Genomic DNA, 19,389 nt, shown 5'->3' with positions numbered 1-19,389 from the left:
TGCTATTCCTCCCCTCAAGGCCCTAGTATATTTGTTGCTATGCACAATCCTAACCGGCTGCCACTGGCTAAGTGGCGGCTTCGTGGCGCTTTCGCCGCTGCTTTGTTTTTCGGCTTTTCAGCGCCGGTATTCTCTCAAAAAGCCCCCGCAACCATTCGCCTATTGCCCGAAGATGCGGAGCGCGGCCTGCACGGCCCCCAGCACAATTTCGACTTCCTACCACCCGGCGTTGAGGGTAATAATTATCAGACGGCTGGCTTTTTCGGCCAGAAAATGCGGCCTTACCTGGTGGGCAACCCCCAGGCGCTGGCCCACCTGAACCAGTATCGCCGCCAGAAAACCCTCTTTCTGATTGACCGCGTGGTGGCCGTGGGGGCTTTTGGCGTTTATGGCCAGCAAATTCTGGCCCGTGACGACTGGCAGTATTTTAACCCTACCCAGCGCGTAGCCATTGGGGTATTTGCCGCCAGTATATTGGCTACGGTGTTTATTAACGCTAACACTAATACCCATATGAAGCGAGCGGTGGAATCATACAATGCCAGCCTTGCCCACGGAAATGCTTGGCCGCGCCTGCGCCCTGCGGCAATAGGCTTGGCCGCCGCACCCGGCGGCCAGCCGCTGTTGGCTCTACGCTGGGATTTGCGCTAAGCGCTGCGTTTTTTCGTATAGCCTTATTCATGGACTACCCCTTGCCCGAAGCGGCCCGGCGGTACGTGGCCGCGCATCTGCACGACGACCCCGCCCACCTGGCCCTCCAAGCCCGCCGCCATCCCGGCCTGCCTGTACCTGAGTTGGTGCGCCAAATCCAGGCCCGTCAGAAAGCCCGCGCCAAGCTCCCCGCCTGGGCCGACAACCCCGACCTTGTTTTTCCGCCTGCTCTCTCCGTTGAGCAGGCTTCTTCAGCCCGTACTGCCGCCTTCAAAGCCAACCTGGTGGGCGGCCAGCGCCTTGCCGACCTCACCGGTGGCTTCGGAGCCGATTCGGCCGCCTTTGCCACCCGCGTGGCGCAGGTCGACTACGTGGAGCGCACGCCGCCGCTGGCCGAGGTGGTGCGCTATAATTTCAGTCAGCTTGGCATCGACAATGTGACGGTGCACGCTGCTGATGCCTTGGCTTTCCTAAAAGAAACCCCGCTTCACTACGACTGGCTTTACCTCGACCCAGCCCGCCGTGACACCGCCGCTCGCAAGATTTTCCTGCTACGCGACTGCGAGCCCGATGTGGTGAAGCTCTTGCCGCTGCTGCTACACAAGGCTGATAAAATCCTGCTCAAAACCTCGCCCATGCTTGATATTGAGCACGCGGTGCAGGGCTTGGCGCATGTGCGTCGGCTCTGGGTGGTGGCCGTCGACAATGAGGTGAAGGAAGTGCTCTATGAGTTGGGCCAGGAGCCGGCCATCGACCCGGAGCGTTACGCCATCAACCTGCGCCGCGATGGTACGCAACAGGAGTTCCGCCTCAACCGCGCCCGCGAAGCCCGTGCTACCCCCCGCTACGCCGAGGCCCAGCAGTATCTCTACGAACCCAACGCAGCCGTGCTCAAGGCGGGGGCTTTTCGCAGCATCGGTACGGCTTTCGAGTTGCTGAAGCTGCACCAGCACAGCCACCTCTACACATCCGATGTCTTGCGGCCGGAGTTTCCTGGGCGGGTTTTTAAGGTGCTAGCTGTGGAAAAAGCTGACGGCTCCGCCCTCAAACCCTATCTGGGCCCAGAGGCCCGGGCGCACGTTACGACGCGCAATTTCCCCGATTCGGTGGCTGATTTTCGGCGGCGCACCGGCATTCGCGAAGGAGGCGAAATCTACCTTTTTGCCACTACCGACCTGCGTGGCCGTCCAGTCGTATTGGTGTGCGAAAAGCTGACGGCTCCGGTGCACACCGCTTAAGCAGTCAGCTTATTGAGCGTAAAATCAGCACAAAGGCGGCGTTGAATGGTTGGGTTACGTAGAGCAGCTTCGAAATTATTCGCTGATTCTTTTCTGTTTCCTACATGCGTTTCTCCAACAAAGTATGCCTCGTCACAGGCGGCACCTCCGGCATAGGCCGGGCTACCTGCCTACGCCTGGCAGCCGAAGGCGGTACGGTTATCGCCCTGGGCCGCGACCGGGCCGACGGTGCTGAAACTGTCCAGCTTATCACCAAGGCCGGTGGCAAGGCAGTATTTATGGCCTGCGACCTGACCAAGTCCCGCGCCATCACAGGCATTATGAAAAAGGTGCTGGCCAAATACCACCGCGTTGACGTACTGGTTTGCGACGCGGCCATGATGACCTTCGACCGTCTCGCCGACCTGCCGCTTTCGCAGTGGGATACCCTGATGCTGGTGAACCTGCGCTCCTTGGTGCAGCTCACCCAGCTTTGCCTGCCCCATATGCCCGCGGGCAGCGCCATTGTGGCCATCAGTTCCGTGCACGCTCACCAGACAACTGCCAACGTGGTGCCTTATGCTACCAGCAAGGGCGGCCTCGAAGCCTTCGTGCGTGGCCTCAGCTTGGAGCTTGACCGCAAGCAAACCCGCATCAATGCCGTAGCGCCCGGTGCCGTAGATACACCCATGCTTTGGGATAACCCCAATGTAAAAAGTGGCACAGAAACGGTTGATAAGGCCAGCGTAGGCACCCCCGAAGAGTTGGCCGCCGCTATTGCCTTCATGGCTTCGGCCGACGCCAGCTTTGTGCACGGCACCACCCTGGTGGTAGACGGCGGCCGGCTGGCGCAATTGTAGAGCTACACGGGCGTCTTGCCCCTGTTCGGTAACGACTAATACCCCGATTTTCCGTACTTTTGCCCCCGCGCCCGCCCGCCGGCTTCGGTCTGGCGGGCGCCTTTGTCTTTTATACTTCCCTCTTTTCGCGCACTCAATGCCCTATCTGTTCACTTCCGAATCGGTTTCGGAAGGCCATCCTGATAAAGTTGCCGACCAGATTTCTGACGCCATCCTCGACGAGTACTTGCGCCAGGACCCCACTGCCAAAGTAGCCTGCGAAACATTGGTGACCACGGATTTTGCCCTCGTTGCCGGCGAGATTAAATCTACCGCTCACGTCGATGCCGAGCCCATTGTACGCGAAACCATCCGCCGCATCGGTTATAATAAGCCCGAATACCTTTTCAACGCCGATACCTGTGAGGTGATGAACCGCCTGCACGAGCAGTCGCCGGACATCAACCAGGGCGTGGAGCGGGCCAAGGACGAAGACCAGGGTGCCGGCGACCAGGGCATGATGTTCGGCTACGCCAGCCATGAAACGGCCAACTACATGCCATTGGCCCTTGACCTCTCGCACCGCCTGCTGCAGGAACTGGCCGCCATTCGCCGCGAAGCCCGCGACATGTCCTACCTGCGCCCCGATGCCAAAAGCCAGGTGACCATTCGCTACTCCGACGACCACAAGCCGGAGGCCATTGACACCATCGTTATTAGCACCCAGCACGACGAGTTCGACCCGTCGGAAGCCACTATGCTGGAAAAAATCAAGGCCGATGTGCTTAGCATCCTCATTCCCCGCGTAAAAGCCGGTTTGAGCGAAGATGTACAAGCCCTCTTCACCGACCAGATTACCTACCACATCAACCCCACGGGCAAGTTCGTTATTGGCGGCCCGCACGGCGACTCTGGCCTCACCGGCCGCAAAATCATCGTAGACACCTACGGCGGCAAGGGTGCCCACGGCGGCGGTGCCTTCTCCGGTAAAGACTCCTCGAAAGTAGACCGTTCGGCTGCCTACGCCGCCCGACACATCGCCAAGAATCTGGTAGCTGCCGGCGTGGCTGAGCAGGTACTGGTGCAGGTAGCCTACGCCATCGGCGTAGCTCAGCCAGTGGGCGTTTTTGTGACTACTTACGGCACCATCAAGGCCAAAAACGCCAGCGGCCAGTTGCTGACGGATGGCGAAGTAGCCGAGAAAGTGAATAAGCTTTTTGACCTGCGCCCCTACGCCATCGTGAAGCGTTTCGGGCTGCAGAACCCTATCTTCGCCCAGAGCGCAGCCTACGGCCACATGGGCCGTCAGCCCGGCACCGTGGATGTGGTAATGCCGAACGGTGAGAAGAAAACTTTCGAAACCTTCACTTGGGAAAAGCTCGATTACGTACCTCAGATTAAGGCCGAGTTCGGTTTGAACTAGCCGTTTGCCTTTAAAAAAGAGAGCCCCGACTAGAAATCTAGTCGGGGCTCTCTTTTTTAAAGGCAAACGGCTAAAGAATATTAGCTAACAGCACAAATCAATGCGCCATGGCTTTTTCCTTGTGCTTGGTGATTTGGCGGCGCAGGCTTTCGGTAGCGGCATCGGCGGCGGCTTCGAACGAAGCGGCGTCTTCTTGGCTGAAGAGGATATTGCCGGGCACCAGCAGCTTTATTTCGACGGTTTTGTTTTCGATGCCATCTTTATTGTTGAGGCGCATAATGACTTCGCCTTCGGTGACCTTATCGTAAAAAGTTTCCAGTTTATTCAGGCGTTGCTGAACAAAGTCAAGCAGTTTTTTGTCGGCGTCGAAATGCACCGAATGCATCTGTACTTTCATAAGGTGGGTGATTAAGAGGTAAAAGGGTAAACAAAACTCAGGCCCGCGGATGGGCCTGTTCAAATACGGATTTCAGCCGGTCAACGGACAAGTGCGTGTATACTTGCGTAGCCGCCAGGCTGGCGTGGCCCAGCAGCTCCTTAATGGAATTCAGGTCGGCTCCTTTGCCCAGCAAGTGCGTGGCAAAAGCGTGCCGTAATGCGTGCGGATGCTGCTGGGCACTGGAAGTTGTTATCTGACTGAGGTAGCGCTTCACGGTGCGGTATACGTGCTTTTCATATAGTGCATCCCCCTTATCGGTAAGCAGCAGCGGGCCACTCGCAGCCCCAAACTCATGCGCCCGCTTGGCCTGATACTTCTCAATCACCAGCTTCAGTGTAGGATTCAGCGGCACGAGACGCTGCTTATTCCCCTTACCAGTCACGCGCACGGTGCTGGCCCCCAAGCTCACGTCATCAGCATGAATACCGATGAGTTCCGACAAGCGAATCCCGGTGCCGTAGAGCATTTCCAGCACCAGCTGGTCGCGCTGGCCGGCAAAGTCATCCCCAAACTCAAAAGAGTTAAGCAAGCCATTTAACGCCTCTTCGGGCACAAACTCGGGCAGCTTCTTGGCCATCTTAGGAGCCTTGATGCGCAGCATCGGATTGGATGCAATGGTGCCGGTGCGTAGCAGGAATTTATAGTAAGAGCGCAGGCAGGCCACCTTGCGGTTCACGGTGCGTGGGTCTAGGTTTTCCTGCATCAGTTCCACCACCCAGCCCCGAATAAGGGGGTGCGTAGCTTGCGCCGGGTCGGCCAGTTCATAGGCCGATTTCAGATATGCTGCGAACTGCCCCAAATCGGTCTGATACGAGACCAATGTATGTGGACTGTAGCGCTTCTCAAAGCGCAAAAAATCGAGAAAAGCTTCCATGCCAACACCAAAAATGCCCGGCGGTTGGGCCGGGCATCCAATGTAGTGGTTTTTTATTTTCCACCAAATCAAACCTTCACGTATGAGCGTGAAAAAACCGGCTGGCTTGCGCTAACAGGCAAACCAGCCGGCTTTTAGCAAAGCTAAACGCGCCGTAAAACTTTACGGCTATTCGCCAGGCTGGCCGTAGGTGGCGAGCTTGTAAACAGCCTTCTGTTTCATCTTACGCTCCGTGATGCTGGGCTTCTGGAAGAAAGTCCGACGACGTAGCTCTTTAAGGACGCCGGTGCGCTCAAACTTCTTTTTGAAGCGCTTCAGAGCGCGGTCAACCGATTCGTTGTCTTTGATTTGAATGATAATCATATCAGGGAATGAGGGAGATTTTCAGAGGAGGGCGGCCTAAACCGGGCCGCAAAGATAAAGCACAGATTTAACAGATTCTAACGGTTTTAACAGATTTTTTGCGGTTCCGTATCTGACGCATTAATAAGAGCTATTTTGGCTATTATTCCTTACAGCCGGAAATTCAAAACCTGCTTTATCCGTCGAAATGGAAATCATTTGTGGCTTTTACTTCAACAGGGCGCGGGCAATCACCAATTTCTGGATTTCGCTGGTGCCTTCGCCAATGGTGCAGAGTTTGGCGTCGCGGTAATATTTCTCAGCTGGGTAGTCTTTGGTATAGCCGTAGCCGCCGAAAATCTGTACGCCTTCGTTGGCGGTACGCACGGCAACTTCTGAAGCATACAGCTTGGCCATGGCCGATTCCAGGTTTACGTTCAGGCCGTGGTCTTTCATGTCGGCGGCGCGGTAGGTAAGCAGGCTGGCGGCTTCTACCTCAGTGGCCATATCAGCCAGCTTGAAGGAAATACCTTGGAAATTGCTAATCGGCTGGTTGAACTGGTAACGCTCCTTACTGTATTTGGTAGCTGCCTCCAGCGCACCCTGCGCAATGCCCAAGCTCAACGCCGCGATGCTAATGCGGCCGCCATCGAGCACCTTCAGGCTCTGAACAAAGCCATCGCCCACTTTGCCAATGACATTTTCCCTGGGCACTTTGCAGTCGGTGAAAATCATTTCCGTGGTTTCGGAGGCGCGCATGCCCAGCTTGTCTTCCTTTCGGCCACCAGCAAAGCCCGGCGTGCCGCGCTCCACAATGAAAGCCGTCATACCATGGGAGTCGCCTACTTCACCGGTACGAGCAATAACCACGGCTACATTGCCGGACTTGCCATGGGTAATGAAGTTTTTGGCCCCGTTTATAATGTAGTAATCACCGCTTTCGTCGAGCACAGCCGTAGTGCGCATATTGCCCGCATCGGAACCCGTGTTGGGCTCGGTGAGGCCCCAGGCACCAATCCACTCGCCGCTGGCCAGTTTGGGTAAGTACTTGTGTTTCTGCTCTTCGGAGGCGTGCTGCAGAATGTGACCCGTGCAGAGCGAGTTGTGAGCAGCCATGCTCAAGCCAATGCTGCCGTCAATTTTAGAGAGCTCGACAATTGCCGTCACATACTCGACGTAGCCAAAGCCTGCCCCACCGTATTCCTGGGGCACGAGCACCCCCATCAAGCCCAGTTCGCCGAGTTTATGGAAAACGTCGGCGGGGAATTCCTGGCTCTCATCCCATTTCATCATGTTGGGTTTGATGTGCTGGGCGCCAAAATCGCGCACCATCTGCGCTATCATGGTTTGGTTTTCGGTGGCTACGGCTTCCATAAAAAGGGAACTGGGGTGGGATTTGGGAGAATGTCCGGTGAATGATTACCTGAACCATTAATAGCTGGTTTTGGCTCCACGAAAGTACGGCTCTGGCAGTTGGGAACGAGCCGGCCAAGTACCTGGCCTTGAATGGGCGCGGCAAAAGCGTTACTTTTGAGGCTTTTTGGGGCATATCTGCCCTGCGGGTTCGAAAAAATTTCCCGTTTTACCCGTTTGATTTCGCTCTAATTGGCCTTCATGCCGACTTCTTTCATTTATCGCCTTGGGCGATTGGGGCTGCTTGCACTGCCAGTGCTGCTGCTTTTCTCATCGTGCGCCTCGAACCGGTACTTCAACCAGCGCGTCATGTTCCGGCTTACCGATAAGCAAGGACAGCAGCTGGATAGCTCCAAGCTGCGCATTGCCCGCAACCGTACCGAGCGCAACTACCTTATTCAGCCCAACGATTTTCTCGAAGTGCGGGTGAACACTAACCGGGGTGAACGAATTCTGGACCCCAATGGCGAGCTGCACTTTGGCGAACCCAGCGGCGGAGCCACCACCTCTCCCGCACCCTCTACCAGCAGCGGAAGTAGCCGCGCGGGAGGTGGGCAGCGGAACGTTGGGCAGGGTGCCGGCGCCACATCCATTGGCACAGCATTTCTGGTGCAGGCGGATGGAACCGTATTCCTCCCGCTTGTGAACCGCGTGAAGGTCAGCGGCCTGTCGCTTTTACAAGCCGATAGTGTTTTGAAGGTTCGCTACGATGTGTATTACAAGGAATCCTTTGTAACGACTCGGGTTACGAACAACCGGGTGTTTGTACTAGGAGCACCAGGGGGTCAAGTAATTCCCTTGGCCAACGATAACATGAACCTGCTTGAAGTACTGGCCCTGGCCGGTGGCATTGACGGGGGTGGCGGTAGCAGCAACGGAGGTGGTGGTGGTAGCTTGTACCGCTTTGGAGGCAAGGCAACCAATATCCGCATTATCCGAGGCGACCTGAAAAACCCGCGAGTGCAGCAGATTGACCTTTCAACGCTTGATGGCATGCGCCGAGCCAACCTACAGATGGAGCCAAACGACATTGTTTACGTCGAACCGGTGCGTCGCCCGGTGCTCGAAGCCCTGACCGATGCCGCACCTGTTATCAGCTTTGTTTCGTTGATTACTACTACTACTTTCTTCCTTATCAGCTACGTGACCCGCTAAATTCGATTTAGCGGTTGTTTATCATACTTGGCTTAGGCTAACAATCCTTATTCTAGATGGCTGTTAACGAAAACTCGGAGTTAGAAGAGCTTATCCGCAATGCTACAGGCGGGGGGGGCGAGCCGACTGCGGGCCCCACTGTAGTAGCTAGCGAACCAGAGGAAGAGGGTGCCACGTTGGATTTGGCTACGTTGGTGCTAGTGGCCCGGCGCAGCTTGCTATGGCTGATATTGCTGGTTATTCTGGGAGTAACAGCCTCTTGGTTGTATTTGCGCTATACTAAACCAGTTTATAAATCGGCCTCCCTGCTCAAAATTGATGAGCGCAATGTAGGTGATGCATTGGGATTTGCCCAGGTCAATACAGCCCTCGACAAACCCAGAGGGACAAAACTCGCCGGTGAGGTTGAGTTGATTAAATCTGGCATCATCTACCAGCAGTTGAAGGACTCCTTGGCGCTGGACGTGAATTATTACGTTCAAGGCACAGTACTCGAGTCGGAAATGTACGGCACTTCTCCGTTTCGTGTAGTCTATAAAATCACTGACCCGTCGCTATATAATCGCAAGTTCAATTTGAAATTCATAAGCTTACAGCGTTTCAAACTTGACTTCGTCGGTCAGGGCAAACCGCAGGGCGGTGAATATGCTCTAGGGCAGCAAATTGAGTTACCAGGTATCAGCTTGCAAATCCTATCAACTCCCAACCTTAAGGAGAACTCACTGGATGGTAATTATCATTTCACGGTGCAGGATGAGAACACCGTGAATGCCTTTCTCAACAAAAACCTTACGGTTGAGATTGTGAACCCTGATGCCAACACTATTGGTATTTCTTTCAACGATTATAATCCAGCAAAAGCGAGGGTAATCGTGAATAAAATTGATTCGGTGTACCTAGCTGAAAAGGTAGCTCGTAAGACAGAAGGCTCGCGTAAAACGCTGCTATTCCTAGCTCAAATTCTAAAGGATAATAGTGCGAGCTTACAAGAAGCCGAAGGGCGCTTACAGGATTTTGTGCAGCGTTCGGGTACTTATGATGTCAAAGCGGAGTTGGGTGTGCTGAACGATAAGCTAGAAAAGCTTAAAGCTGACCGAACTCTGATTGAAGAAAAGCTGAATTTACTGAGCCAAGTGGCTCAGATGGCTAATCAAGAGTACCTTACCCGCGACGAAAATCAGACTATTGAGCAAAGTATTCCAGCACTTGCTTCAATTGGAGACCCCTTACTAAGCAGCCAGCTGACCGAATTAAACGGGCTTCAATATGACCTGCGACGTCTTTCGCGCTCTTATACTGATAAGACGGAAGTAGTACAGGCAGCACAAGCTAAGATTGCATATGCGCGTAACAGTATTAAACGGTTGCTGCGCCAAAATCAGGAATTGTTACGGTCAGGCATCAATCAATTGGATCAGCAGCGTAGTGAAATTCAACGCATACTGGAAGGACTACCCAACAAAGGCACCGAACTAGACCGCTTAAAGCGAGCATTGAACCTAGCGGAGGAATCCTACTTGCAACTTAAGCAAAGAGAGATTGAATACAATATGAGCAATGCCGGCATCACCGCCGATTTCCAAATTCTATCGCCAGCTTCCACACCACAGGAGCCCCTCTTTCCAAATCGTTTGCTAGTGTATGCAGTGGGGCTAGCAGGAGGCCTGCTATTAGGCCTGGGCCTGATTGCGGTGCGCTACTTCATGCACAACACCGTGACAAATGTGCGGGAGTTGGAGCGCAACACCAAAGCATCGGTATTGGGCATTATCCCGACCTACGATAAGGACAAAATGGAGGTATCGCGCTTGGTGGTGGACAAAAACCCTAAGTCGGCCATTTCTGAGTCTATTCGCTCCATTCGAACCAACTTGGATTTCATCAGCTCTTCCAAAAAGAAGCGCTTGATTTCGGTAACGTCTACGATTTCTGGCGAGGGTAAAACCTTCGTTACGGTGAACCTGGGAGGCATCATTGCGCTCTCGGGCCAAAAGGTAATTATTCTGGACCTGGACATGCGTAAGCCAAAGGTGAACCTGGCCTTCGGAGCCGAAAATACGCGTGGGGTAAGCACCATCCTCATCGAGCGTCACACTGTACAGGAGTGTATTCAGCCCACGTCTATCGACACGTTGCAGTTCATCTCAGCCGGCCCAACGCCGCCCAACCCATCTGAGCTCATTTTGAGCGACCGGTTCGATGGCATGGTTCAAGAGTTATTCAAGACTTACGACGTAATTCTGATTGATACGCCGCCCGTAGGCTTGGTTACAGATGGCATCCTGATTATGCGCAAGGCAGACATCCCACTCTATATTGTGCGAGCCGGATACTCGCGTAAAGCCTTCATCAAGAACATGAATCGGCTTATGCGCAGCAACAACTTCACCCGCATGTGTACTATTCTAAATGATGCGCAGTCTGGCGGCGGCTATGGATACGGCTATGGGTACGGGTACGGGTACGGGTACGGGTACGGATACGGGGCTTATGGGCAAGGCTACTACGAGGAACCGACTACCAAGACGCTCACCTTCGGTGAGAAAGTGAAGAAGATGTTCTCTTAACGACTATTACAATGGCTACGCTCTGGCAACGGCTTTTTGGCGGTGCCACCTCTTCCGCGGCGCCTGCTACCCTTGTGCCTAGCCAGCTATTGGCCAAGCTAGGGGCCGACATGCACTCCCATCTGCTGCCCGGCCTCGACGATGGTGCCGAAACGGTGGAGCATTCGCTAGACCTGTTGCGGGCATTGCGCGCGCTTGGCTACCGCAAGCTGATAATGACGCCCCACATCATGGGGGACTTTTATAAGAACACGCCGGAAGGCATTCGGGCGGCACTGCAGCTTCTGCGGGAGGCAGCTTCCTCTGCAGGTCTAGATGATGTGGTGCTTGAGTGCGCTGCCGAATATTACCTTGATGAGTTTTTGGGGCGCAAGCTCACCGATGGCACTGAAATGCTCACTTTTGGTGGCGACAAGCGGTACCTGCTGTTCGAGACGTCGTATATGAACGAGCCGCTCAACCTGTTCGAAATCATCTTTGAAATGAAATCACAGGGTTATCGGCCCGTACTGGCTCATCCGGAGCGCTATACCTACCTCTACGGGCGTTTTAGCGATATTGAGAAAATGCGCCGCGACTATGGGGTATTACTGCAAGTGAACCTGAACTCGCTGGCGGGCTACTACTCCCCTGCCGCCAAAAAAGTAGCCGAACAGCTCATTGACGCTGGCATGGTTGATTTTGTGGGGACCGACGCGCACCACTTGCGCCACGCCGATACCCTGCTGAAACGTACCATTCCCCAGCCGCACTTGGAAAAGGTACTGAATCTGCCATTGCTCAATAACACGCTTTGACATGTCGCGGTTAACGTTTCGCGGTTAATTGGCAAAGCTTCAAATCCCGGCTACGCATACCATTAATCACTATTCGTTAACCAATAATCATTAATCATATGGTTTTCGTTACCGGTGGCACCGGCCTTATTGGCTCGTTTTTGTTGCGGGCGCTACGGGCGCGCGGGCTGGCGGTGCGGGCATTGCACCGGGGTGCTGTGCCCACAGATGGCGCACCGGGCGTGGAATGGCTGGCCGGCGACCTGCTCGACACCGAACAACTGCGGGCGGCACTTACACCAGACGTAACGCACGTTTTTCACTGCGCCGGGCTGGTATCCTACGCGCCGCAGGATGAAGACTTGTTGCTCTCCGTGAACGTGCAGGGCACTGCCGCCGTGGTCGATGCCTGCCTGGAACGACCGGGCGTTCGGCTGGCGCACGTATCGTCGGTGGCAGCACTGGGCGGGCCGGCGGCGGGTAGTACTGTGGGCCCTGACGGCCGGCTGCCGGTTACCGAGAAGGCTACCTGGGACTTGGGTGCGGCCCATCCGGCCTATGCTACATCTAAATACCTGGGCGAGTTGGAGGTGTGGCGTGGCGTGGCCGAAGGGTTGTCGGCTGTGGTGGTAAATCCTTCGGTGGTGCTAGGGCCCGGCAACTGGAATCGCAGCAGTACCCGTTTGCTGCGCTACGCTCATCAGCAGCACCGTTTCTATACGCGAGGCCTCATCAATTTTGTGGATGTGCGCGACGTGGTAGCGCAATTGCTGGCCCTGGCACTCGACCAGACTGCATTGAGTGGGGAACGTTATATTCTGAGTGCTGAAGCAGTGCCGCTGGCTGACTTTTTCCGGCAAGCGGCGGCGGCTTTGGAGCGCCGGCCTCCCACGATGGCCGTACCTGACTGGGCTGCAGAAGTTATCTGGCGGCTGGAGCATGCACGGGCAGTGCTCACAGGGGCCCGGCCGCTCATTACTAAGGACACAGCCCGTGCGGGGCGACAGCCAGTGGTGTATCGCCACGACAAAGTGCAAAGTCATACCAGCCTAACATTCCGTCCGTTAGCTGAGACTTTAGCGTGGTGCGCTGGTGAACTGGTCACCAAGGCGACCCATTCTGTTGCGGCCTTCGTATCTTAGCTAGAACCCGATTGCACGGTTTTGCCCAATATTTGTTACTATTGATATCGAACTAGAAAGTGGAGTACGCGGCGCCTGCCAGCGGCTTGGTGTAAAGCATCTGCTGCTGATGTTGGCCGGTTACGAAACCCGATTAATCCACTTAACTGCGACTTTATGCGCATGAACGAAAATTTTGAAAACCCCCGGGCCGTTCTGGATACCGTGCGTCGTTTCGAGCGTATGCTAGCCCAGCAAGAGCCCGTTTTCTTCGACTTGGAAGACTTCGAGAACATCATCGACCACTACGTCACCAACGCTGAATTCGACAAAGCCCTGCAAGCCTGTGAGGCTGCACTTGGACAATATCCCTTTTCTACTGAGCTACTCATCGACCGGGCTCAAGTGATGGCCATGCGCGGTGACTACACCGAAGCTGAGCGCCAGATTGACGCCGTAGCGGCCCTCGACCCGACCAATGCCGATGTGGCCGTGACGCGCGGCATCATCAGCACGCAGCGCGGCGAATTTGCGCTGGCTGTAGAGTTTTTCCGGGCTGGCCTGGAGCAGGAACCCGAGCGAGAGGATATCCATTTCAACCTCGGCCTGGCTTTTCAGAGCTGGCAAAAGTTTAAGAGTGCGGCCAAGCACTACAAGCAAAGCCTGCGCCTTAACCCCGATAACGAAACCGGGGTACAGGAGCTGTTGCACTGCCTCGACATTACAGGCCGCTTGGAAGAGCACGAGGAGTTCTTCAGACGTTTTACTGACGAAGACCCATACTCCCCCACGGCATGGTATAACCTGGGCCAATACTGGTACCGCCGCGAAGACTTTACCAAAGCTGCCGAGGCGTTTGATTTTGCCGTTACCATCCGGGCCGATTTCTACGATGCTCATCACTGGCTGGCCGATACGTTTGTCTGTCAGCAGGACTACCGCAAGGCCATTGGTGAGTTCGAGCAGGCCTACCCTACTGGTCAGCCAACCGATGAGGCCCTCTGCAATATTGGTGAGTGCTACGAGAAGCTGCGCGAGTGGGAGCCCGCCCGCAAATACTACCGCATGGCCCTGGAACTGAATCCGGAGATGGACGAGGCGTGGTTTGGTCAGGGTGTGTTGCTTCAGGAGCAGGGCCGTTGGTTCGAAGCCATTCATTATTTCCGCAAGGCGACGGAACTGTATGGCGATAGCGGGGAGTATTGGTCGGCATTGGGTGCAGCCGAAAACCATGTAGGCAACGTGGTGAGCGCGCTGGAATCATACGAGAAAGCTACTGAAGTAGCACCCGACGACGTGCAGGGTTGGGTGAGTTGGAGCGCCATTCTCTACGAGCAAGGGCACTTTGCGGAAGCAGTGGACTTGGTGCGCCACGCCGTGGAGTTGCATCCGCACGAAGCGCATTTTCATTATATGCTGTGCGCTTACCTGTTGGCTGATGGCCGCATGAAGGAAGCATACGGCGTACTCGAGACGGCGCTCACACTCAATTATGAACAGCACGTGCTGTTATTCGACTACTTCCCGCAACTGCGTGAGCAGCCTGGCTTGAAACGGCTCATTGAGCAGTTTCGGAAATAACATTTCAGCTTGAAGCTACTTTTGTAACCGCCCGTCAGTCGACGGGCGGTTTTTCTTTGCCGCTCCACCCCCTTCCGGCGGTAAGCAGACCAGTTTTAATCCCCTATCTTTTCACTGAACATTAATGAATTACGACCTTTCTCAACTACCCGAGCGCACCACCAAGCCCCGCGAACAGGGCTATACCATGGTGATGGACAAGGGCATGAGCCTGCGCGAAGTAGAAGACTTTCTGGAAGTAGGCGGCGCTTATACCGACGTGGTGAAGCTGGGCTGGGCCACTTCCTATGTGGTGCCTAACCTCAAGCGTAAGCTCGAAATTTATCGTGAAGCCAACATTCCGGTTTATTTCGGCGGTACGCTGTTCGAAGCCTTTATTATCCGCAACCAGTTCGATGATTACCGCCGCTTGCTGGATACCTACGGCATGGAATACGCCGAGGTGTCGGATGGCAGCATCGACCTGGACCATGAACGCAAGTGCGAGTACATCCGTGAGTTGAGCAAGTCGGTGCGCGTACTGAGCGAAGTAGGCTCGAAGGACGCGGAAAAAATCATTCCGCCCTACAAGTGGATTTCGCAGATGGAGTCCGAACTGGCTGCTGGTGCTATCAAGGTTATCGGTGAAGCCCGCGAGGGTGGCAACGTGGGCCTGTTCCGCAGCACCGGCGAGGTGCGCTCAGGCCTGGTAGAGGAAATCCTGACCAAAATTCCGTCAGATAAAATCCTGTGGGAAGCTCCCCAGAAAGCCCAACAAGTGTGGTTTATCAAGCTATTGGGCGCCAACGTGAACCTCGGCAATATTGCTCCCAACGAAGTGGTCAGCCTCGAAACCATTCGCCTGGGCCTGCGCGGCGATACATTTTCCCACTTCCTCGATATGGATGCCGTGGACCCCATGTTCCACCCGGCAGCTAAAACGGGCAAGCCCGGCACTTCCATGCCCCGCGGCTAACCAAACCCATCGACAACAACAAAACGCCGGCCTCCTTGCGGAAGCCGGCGTTTTTGTTGCCGGAAAGGGACGAAGCTTATTGCTTCACCACTTTCAGGGTCTTGGTGTCGCCCGAGGGCATCGATACACGCACCATGTAGATGCCCATCTTCAGGCCGCTGAACTTATTCAACGACATATCAGTAACGCCCGAGGCCATGTCGACGGTTTCCGTGCTGAGCGTGCGGCCGGTCATATCCGTGATGGTTATCTGACCTTTGCCAGCCACGCTGGTTTGCATAGCTAGGCGCAAATTGTCGCCGCTCTTCAGGGGGTTCGGGTAGGCTACTAGCTCCGTAGTAGTGCCTTTGCCGTCGAAGCTCACACCAACTGGTTTGAAGTAAGTATCCTTGCCATCGAGGTCAACCTGGCGCAGGCGATAGTAACGCATGCCGGCTTTGTTGGCTTCCGTGTCAACGTAGCGGTAGTTGCTGGGAGTAGTGGTGTTAGCCGAGATGCTGTTAACCGTGGCAATGGTGCGGTACTCGGTGCCGTTGGTCGAAACCTGTACATCGTAGCCTTTGCTATTCACTTCGCTGGCGGTCTGCCAGGTAATGAGGGCATCAGAACCTACGCGCTTGGCATCGAATGCGGTGAGGCGCACGGGCAGCGGGTTGGTAATATCGCCCAATGTGAACGTAGCAAATGCCCGCACGTTGTACTTGGTCAAGTTGTTGGCCAGGGTGTCTAGGATGTCGCGGCCCAATTGCTGGAAGGTGTTGCCGCCATTCTGCGACAGGAACAATGACAGATTATCCTCCTGAATTCGGAACGCGTTGCCAGCACCTAAGCCACGGGTATCGATGTTCTGGTAATGGAAAATCATGGTTGCGTTCAAACCACCCGCGTTGGTCTGCTGGTCGGAAGGACGCACCCCGAAGATGCGACGGGCGCTGTATTTGGTACCCAGTGGGGTGTAGCTTTCAGCCGTGTTACGGGTTACTTCCACGTTGCCGGGGTTATTGCCGTTGTTGAAAGTCAGGGTCATGCCCATGTTGCCGTAGGTACGAGTTTCGCCCGATAGCACCGACTGACGCGTGGTGCGCACGAAACCACGCAGGTAATTATGGTCAGTTTCGTTGATTAGCTGTGCACCATTGTTATTATTATTAGGAGCACGGTCAGCTAGCACGATTACCGACAACAAAGGCTGGGTAACGTCAGTGGTAAGCAGGCCATCGATGAAGGTAATCTTTTCGGAAACGTTCATCACACCAGAGTCATACTTCGTGCCACCGCCCGAGATATCAATGGCCACAAACGAGCCACCCGTGATGTTTTGGTTAACACCAGCAAATTCAACCACTGTGTTTTCGCGCTGAATGAAGCTGTCGTAATTGTTGTTGAAATTACCGAACACTTTCAGACGTCCCACAACCAGACGCGTGATGGAGCGCGAAGCCTGCGAAGTACCACCCATGGTGAGGTCGCGGCACTGAGCCGGGCCCGAACCAGTGTTGTCGTAGAGCACTACACCACCAGCCGTTGCATTCACTACATCAGAATAGATGTTTGGGTAAGGCACAGTGTTGCCAGCGCCAAGGTCACGCACCAGGGCATTAGTAGAAGCATTCGGTACGCCATTGCTCCAGTTGCTGGCGTCAAACCAGTTGTCGTTGGTACCACCCACCCAGATGGTTTGGGCCACCGGCACACCCGTCACGCTAAAGGAAGCCGTGTAAGGCGAGTTGGGGTTCACCGGGTCGGTAATGCTGAAGATGGAACCGGTCGAAGTATTGGTGCCGCTGGCTTGGAAGTAAGCATCGAGGTTATAGACCGAATTCTGGCCATTGACGGTACCAGTAAGCACCGGCGAGCTGGCAATCAGGTTCAGTTGAGCAGTAGTCAGCTGGAAAGTACGTGTACCGTTTACGTTCGAAATCTGCGTGAGCTGAATGGCCTGGTAGGGCGTGATTGCGGGTGGAGTACCCGTTAGCGCACGCACCCGGTAGTAGAGCACTACCCCGTTGATAACGTTCGGGCCGTTTTCGGTAGTCGTGGCCGTACCACCGTTGAGGAGCAGCTGGCCGTTGTTTACATCATATGCGTTGCCGCCGTTGTTCGACGAGCTTAGGTCAGCACCCTGGAACGGACGTGGCGTGGGAGGATTAACGTTGTAGGTCACATTGGCGCCAGCGTTAGGAGCAACGTAGATGGCATTGCCAACAATGGTTGGAGGAACGACAGGCGTACCAGTAGCAGCAAATACCGAGGCCCGACGCTGTCCAAGGATGGGGTTAATGGGGTCGCCATCATCGTCCTGGCCAGGGCCAGTGCTCACAGAAATATCGAAGCGGTAGTTGGTACCTGCGCCACCGCCACCAGTAGTAGCCAAAGCCAGGATATTGATAGCAGCATTGCTCAGCGAAAATGTCCGGGTCCGGGTAGCAGCGTTGTAGTTGGTTTGTGTCAACTGCACTTGGCTTGTGAGAGGCGGAATGTTAGAAGACCCGCTGCTGGCAAGCGTAGCCCCCTGCTTAATGCCGTAGTTGACAAAAGCTGTTGGGTAATTTTCATTAGCTGCTTCAACGATTTCAATCGAGCCGCCTTGGAGGAGTAAAGCCCCCGTGCTGAGGTCCAAGGTGCCAAAGTTGGTTCCCTGAAAAACGCCAGGACCAGGTGTGGTCGAAACTGCGTCGTAAGTATTCGTCGTGGCATTGGCAGTAGTAGTGCCTGAAGTCACAATGACGTTACGGAAGTTAATGGTGGTCTGAGCCGCCGCGTCAGTAAAGCTGAGCAAGCCTAAGAACAACGCGAAAAGAGGCAGCAAAGAGCTTAGAAAACCCCGCTGTCGTAGCAGCTTCTGAGTAAAATTTAAAGTTTGCATGGAATGAAAAAATTGATGTTGAGAATGGAGGAAAAGCGGAGGGCGCTATTCGTAATCGAGGCGCATATACGCAGGGGTGGGAAAAAGGTCTAGTTGGGAAAGATTTTTTTGAAAAGATGCCGTTTTAGTATCAAAAACAGCTTGTTATTAGCCTATTCAAAGCATTTGGAGCCTCTTACGGCGCCGAGCTTAAAGCAGTTATTCTGCTATTAATGCACCACACTGTAGGGGATAGAAGCGAGGGCTTTTTTCTCGGCTGGCAGCTCTACCCCGAGAAGGTCGTGCACACTCACCCGGATTTTATTAGAGAGTTGAGTAATGGGTAGGTCGTTGCTGTCGTATCCAAACGGATTTTCAATCTCATTACCAATCATTTCCAGGCCTAGCATAGCGTAGGCTCCAATCATGGTAATGGGCACCATCCACCAACCACACGAATCCACCAAAACCAGTGGCATTATCATGATGAAGATGGTGATGTAGCATTTGATGAAAAAGCTATACGAATACGGGATGGGTGTGGCCTTAATCCGCTCGCAAGTTCCGTTCACCGACATCATGCCCAAGTAGTGTTGCTTGATATTGATAAGGTGGATGGGGTCAAAAATCTGAACTTGGCGCAACTGCTCCACACTTTCCATGAGCACAGCAATGATAGTAGCAGCCACGTTTTCAGCCTTTTGTAGCCGCTCGATAATATCGGGTGTGGCCTCCATCTTATCGAAGCGCACCTTATTGCGAAGGCTTCCTTCCAAGGCAATGGGGAAGTTGGAAATCAGCGCGGCGAAGTAGCGTCGGCTCGATTTAGCCTCACGGGGCAGCAGGGCATTCATTTCCATAGCCAGCCCGCGGCACTGCGATACCAGAATACCCCATACCTTGCGGCCTTCGTAGTAACGGTCATACGCCGTGTTGGTGCGGAACACGAGCAGCAAGCTGAGCAGGATGCCCAGAATGGACAGATACTCACGCCCAATGCGCACATTGAGGCTATGAAAATCGATGCTGACAATGGCCAACGCCGAGCCATAAAGCCCCACCAAGGCCACACGCTTTAGCAGCAGACGGATAACAGCAGAGGAGTGAAAGTGCCCCAAGGCACGCCACCAGTCTCCGCCCTGATAAACTATCATGAGAGTAGGTAATTATGCTTCTTGAGCCTGCAACGGC

General features: G+C 54.6%; 16 protein-coding genes. 10 read left to right on the top strand and 6 right to left on the bottom strand.

What is annotated here, in order from left to right:
• Positions 1–39 precede the first annotated feature (39 nt).
• From J4E00_RS06730 to metK, 4 genes are all read left to right on the top strand, one after another.
• Entirely contained in the window at positions 40–651 is a 612-nt protein-coding gene (locus J4E00_RS06730) for a hypothetical protein (protein WP_208174346.1), read from the top strand.
• 29 nt (positions 652–680) lie between these two features.
• Positions 681–1,889, top strand: a complete 1,209-nt coding sequence (locus tag J4E00_RS06725; RefSeq protein WP_208174345.1) for a class I SAM-dependent methyltransferase — start codon at positions 681–683, stop codon at positions 1,887–1,889.
• Positions 1,890–1,993: 104 nt separating this feature from the next.
• Positions 1,994–2,728, top strand: coding sequence for an SDR family NAD(P)-dependent oxidoreductase (locus J4E00_RS06720; RefSeq protein ID WP_208174344.1), 735 nt, complete (start codon positions 1,994–1,996; stop codon positions 2,726–2,728).
• A gap of 136 nt (positions 2,729–2,864) precedes the next feature.
• Positions 2,865–4,130, top strand: a complete 1,266-nt coding sequence (gene metK, locus J4E00_RS06715; RefSeq protein ID WP_208174343.1) for a methionine adenosyltransferase — start codon at positions 2,865–2,867, stop codon at positions 4,128–4,130.
• Positions 4,131–4,227: 97 nt separating this feature from the next.
• On the opposite strand, the gene hpf is transcribed toward metK, so the two are convergent.
• From hpf to J4E00_RS06695, 4 genes are all read right to left on the bottom strand, one after another.
• A complete protein-coding gene (gene hpf, locus J4E00_RS06710) occupies positions 4,228–4,527 on the bottom strand; it encodes a ribosome hibernation-promoting factor, HPF/YfiA family (RefSeq protein WP_208174342.1) in 300 nt (99 codons plus the stop codon).
• Between the two features lie 37 nt (positions 4,528–4,564).
• Positions 4,565–5,443 carry a tyrosine-type recombinase/integrase gene (locus J4E00_RS06705; protein ID WP_208174341.1) on the bottom strand — a complete coding sequence of 293 codons (879 nt, stop codon included), beginning with the start codon at positions 5,441–5,443 and terminating at the stop codon, positions 4,565–4,567.
• Between the two features lie 168 nt (positions 5,444–5,611).
• Complete coding sequence (gene rpsU, locus J4E00_RS06700) at positions 5,612–5,806, bottom strand: 30S ribosomal protein S21 (RefSeq protein ID WP_168672574.1); 195 nt, start codon at positions 5,804–5,806, stop codon at positions 5,612–5,614.
• 207 nt (positions 5,807–6,013) lie between these two features.
• Positions 6,014–7,159 carry an acyl-CoA dehydrogenase family protein gene (locus J4E00_RS06695; protein WP_208174340.1) on the bottom strand — a complete coding sequence of 382 codons (1,146 nt, stop codon included), beginning with the start codon at positions 7,157–7,159 and terminating at the stop codon, positions 6,014–6,016.
• Positions 7,160–7,399: 240 nt separating this feature from the next.
• On the opposite strand from J4E00_RS06695, the gene J4E00_RS06690 reads away from it, so the two are divergent.
• The 6 genes from J4E00_RS06690 to J4E00_RS06665 all read left to right on the top strand — a co-directional run bounded on the left by J4E00_RS06690 (position 7,400) and on the right by J4E00_RS06665 (position 15,353).
• The gene (locus J4E00_RS06690) at positions 7,400–8,353 is read left to right on the top strand and encodes a polysaccharide biosynthesis/export family protein (protein ID WP_208174339.1); all 954 of its coding nucleotides are present in this window, start codon (positions 7,400–7,402) and stop codon (positions 8,351–8,353) included.
• A gap of 56 nt (positions 8,354–8,409) precedes the next feature.
• Positions 8,410–10,920 carry a polysaccharide biosynthesis tyrosine autokinase gene (locus tag J4E00_RS06685; protein WP_208174338.1) on the top strand — a complete coding sequence of 837 codons (2,511 nt, stop codon included), beginning with the start codon at positions 8,410–8,412 and terminating at the stop codon, positions 10,918–10,920.
• 11 nt (positions 10,921–10,931) lie between these two features.
• Positions 10,932–11,717 (top strand): tyrosine-protein phosphatase, encoded by a 786-nt coding sequence (locus J4E00_RS06680; protein ID WP_236049533.1) that lies wholly within the window; start codon positions 10,932–10,934, stop codon positions 11,715–11,717.
• Positions 11,718–11,815: 98 nt separating this feature from the next.
• On the top strand, positions 11,816–12,838 hold the full coding sequence (locus J4E00_RS06675; RefSeq protein WP_208174337.1) for an NAD-dependent epimerase/dehydratase family protein: 1,023 nt from the start codon (positions 11,816–11,818) through the stop codon (positions 12,836–12,838).
• A 162-nt stretch (positions 12,839–13,000) separates the two neighbouring features.
• A complete protein-coding gene (locus J4E00_RS06670; protein WP_208174336.1) occupies positions 13,001–14,398 on the top strand; it encodes a tetratricopeptide repeat protein in 1,398 nt (465 codons plus the stop codon).
• A 124-nt stretch (positions 14,399–14,522) separates the two neighbouring features.
• Complete coding sequence (locus J4E00_RS06665; RefSeq protein ID WP_208174335.1) at positions 14,523–15,353, top strand: phosphosulfolactate synthase; 831 nt, start codon at positions 14,523–14,525, stop codon at positions 15,351–15,353.
• Between the two features lie 76 nt (positions 15,354–15,429).
• Here the strand turns inward: J4E00_RS06665 and J4E00_RS06660 are convergent, their stop codons facing one another.
• Both J4E00_RS06660 and J4E00_RS06655 read right to left on the bottom strand, forming a co-directional pair.
• Positions 15,430–18,132, bottom strand: coding sequence for a T9SS type A sorting domain-containing protein (locus J4E00_RS06660; protein WP_208174334.1), 2,703 nt, complete (start codon positions 18,130–18,132; stop codon positions 15,430–15,432).
• A 296-nt stretch (positions 18,133–18,428) separates the two neighbouring features.
• The gene (locus J4E00_RS06655) at positions 18,429–19,352 is read right to left on the bottom strand and encodes a bestrophin family protein (protein WP_208174333.1); all 924 of its coding nucleotides are present in this window, start codon (positions 19,350–19,352) and stop codon (positions 18,429–18,431) included.
• Between the last annotated feature and the right edge of the window lie 37 nt (positions 19,353–19,389).

This window comes from Hymenobacter negativus (assembly GCF_017571495.1).
Classification (GTDB): Bacteria; Bacteroidota; Bacteroidia; order Cytophagales; family Hymenobacteraceae; genus Hymenobacter; species Hymenobacter negativus.
This window is presented reverse-complemented; position numbering and strand designations above follow the sequence as displayed.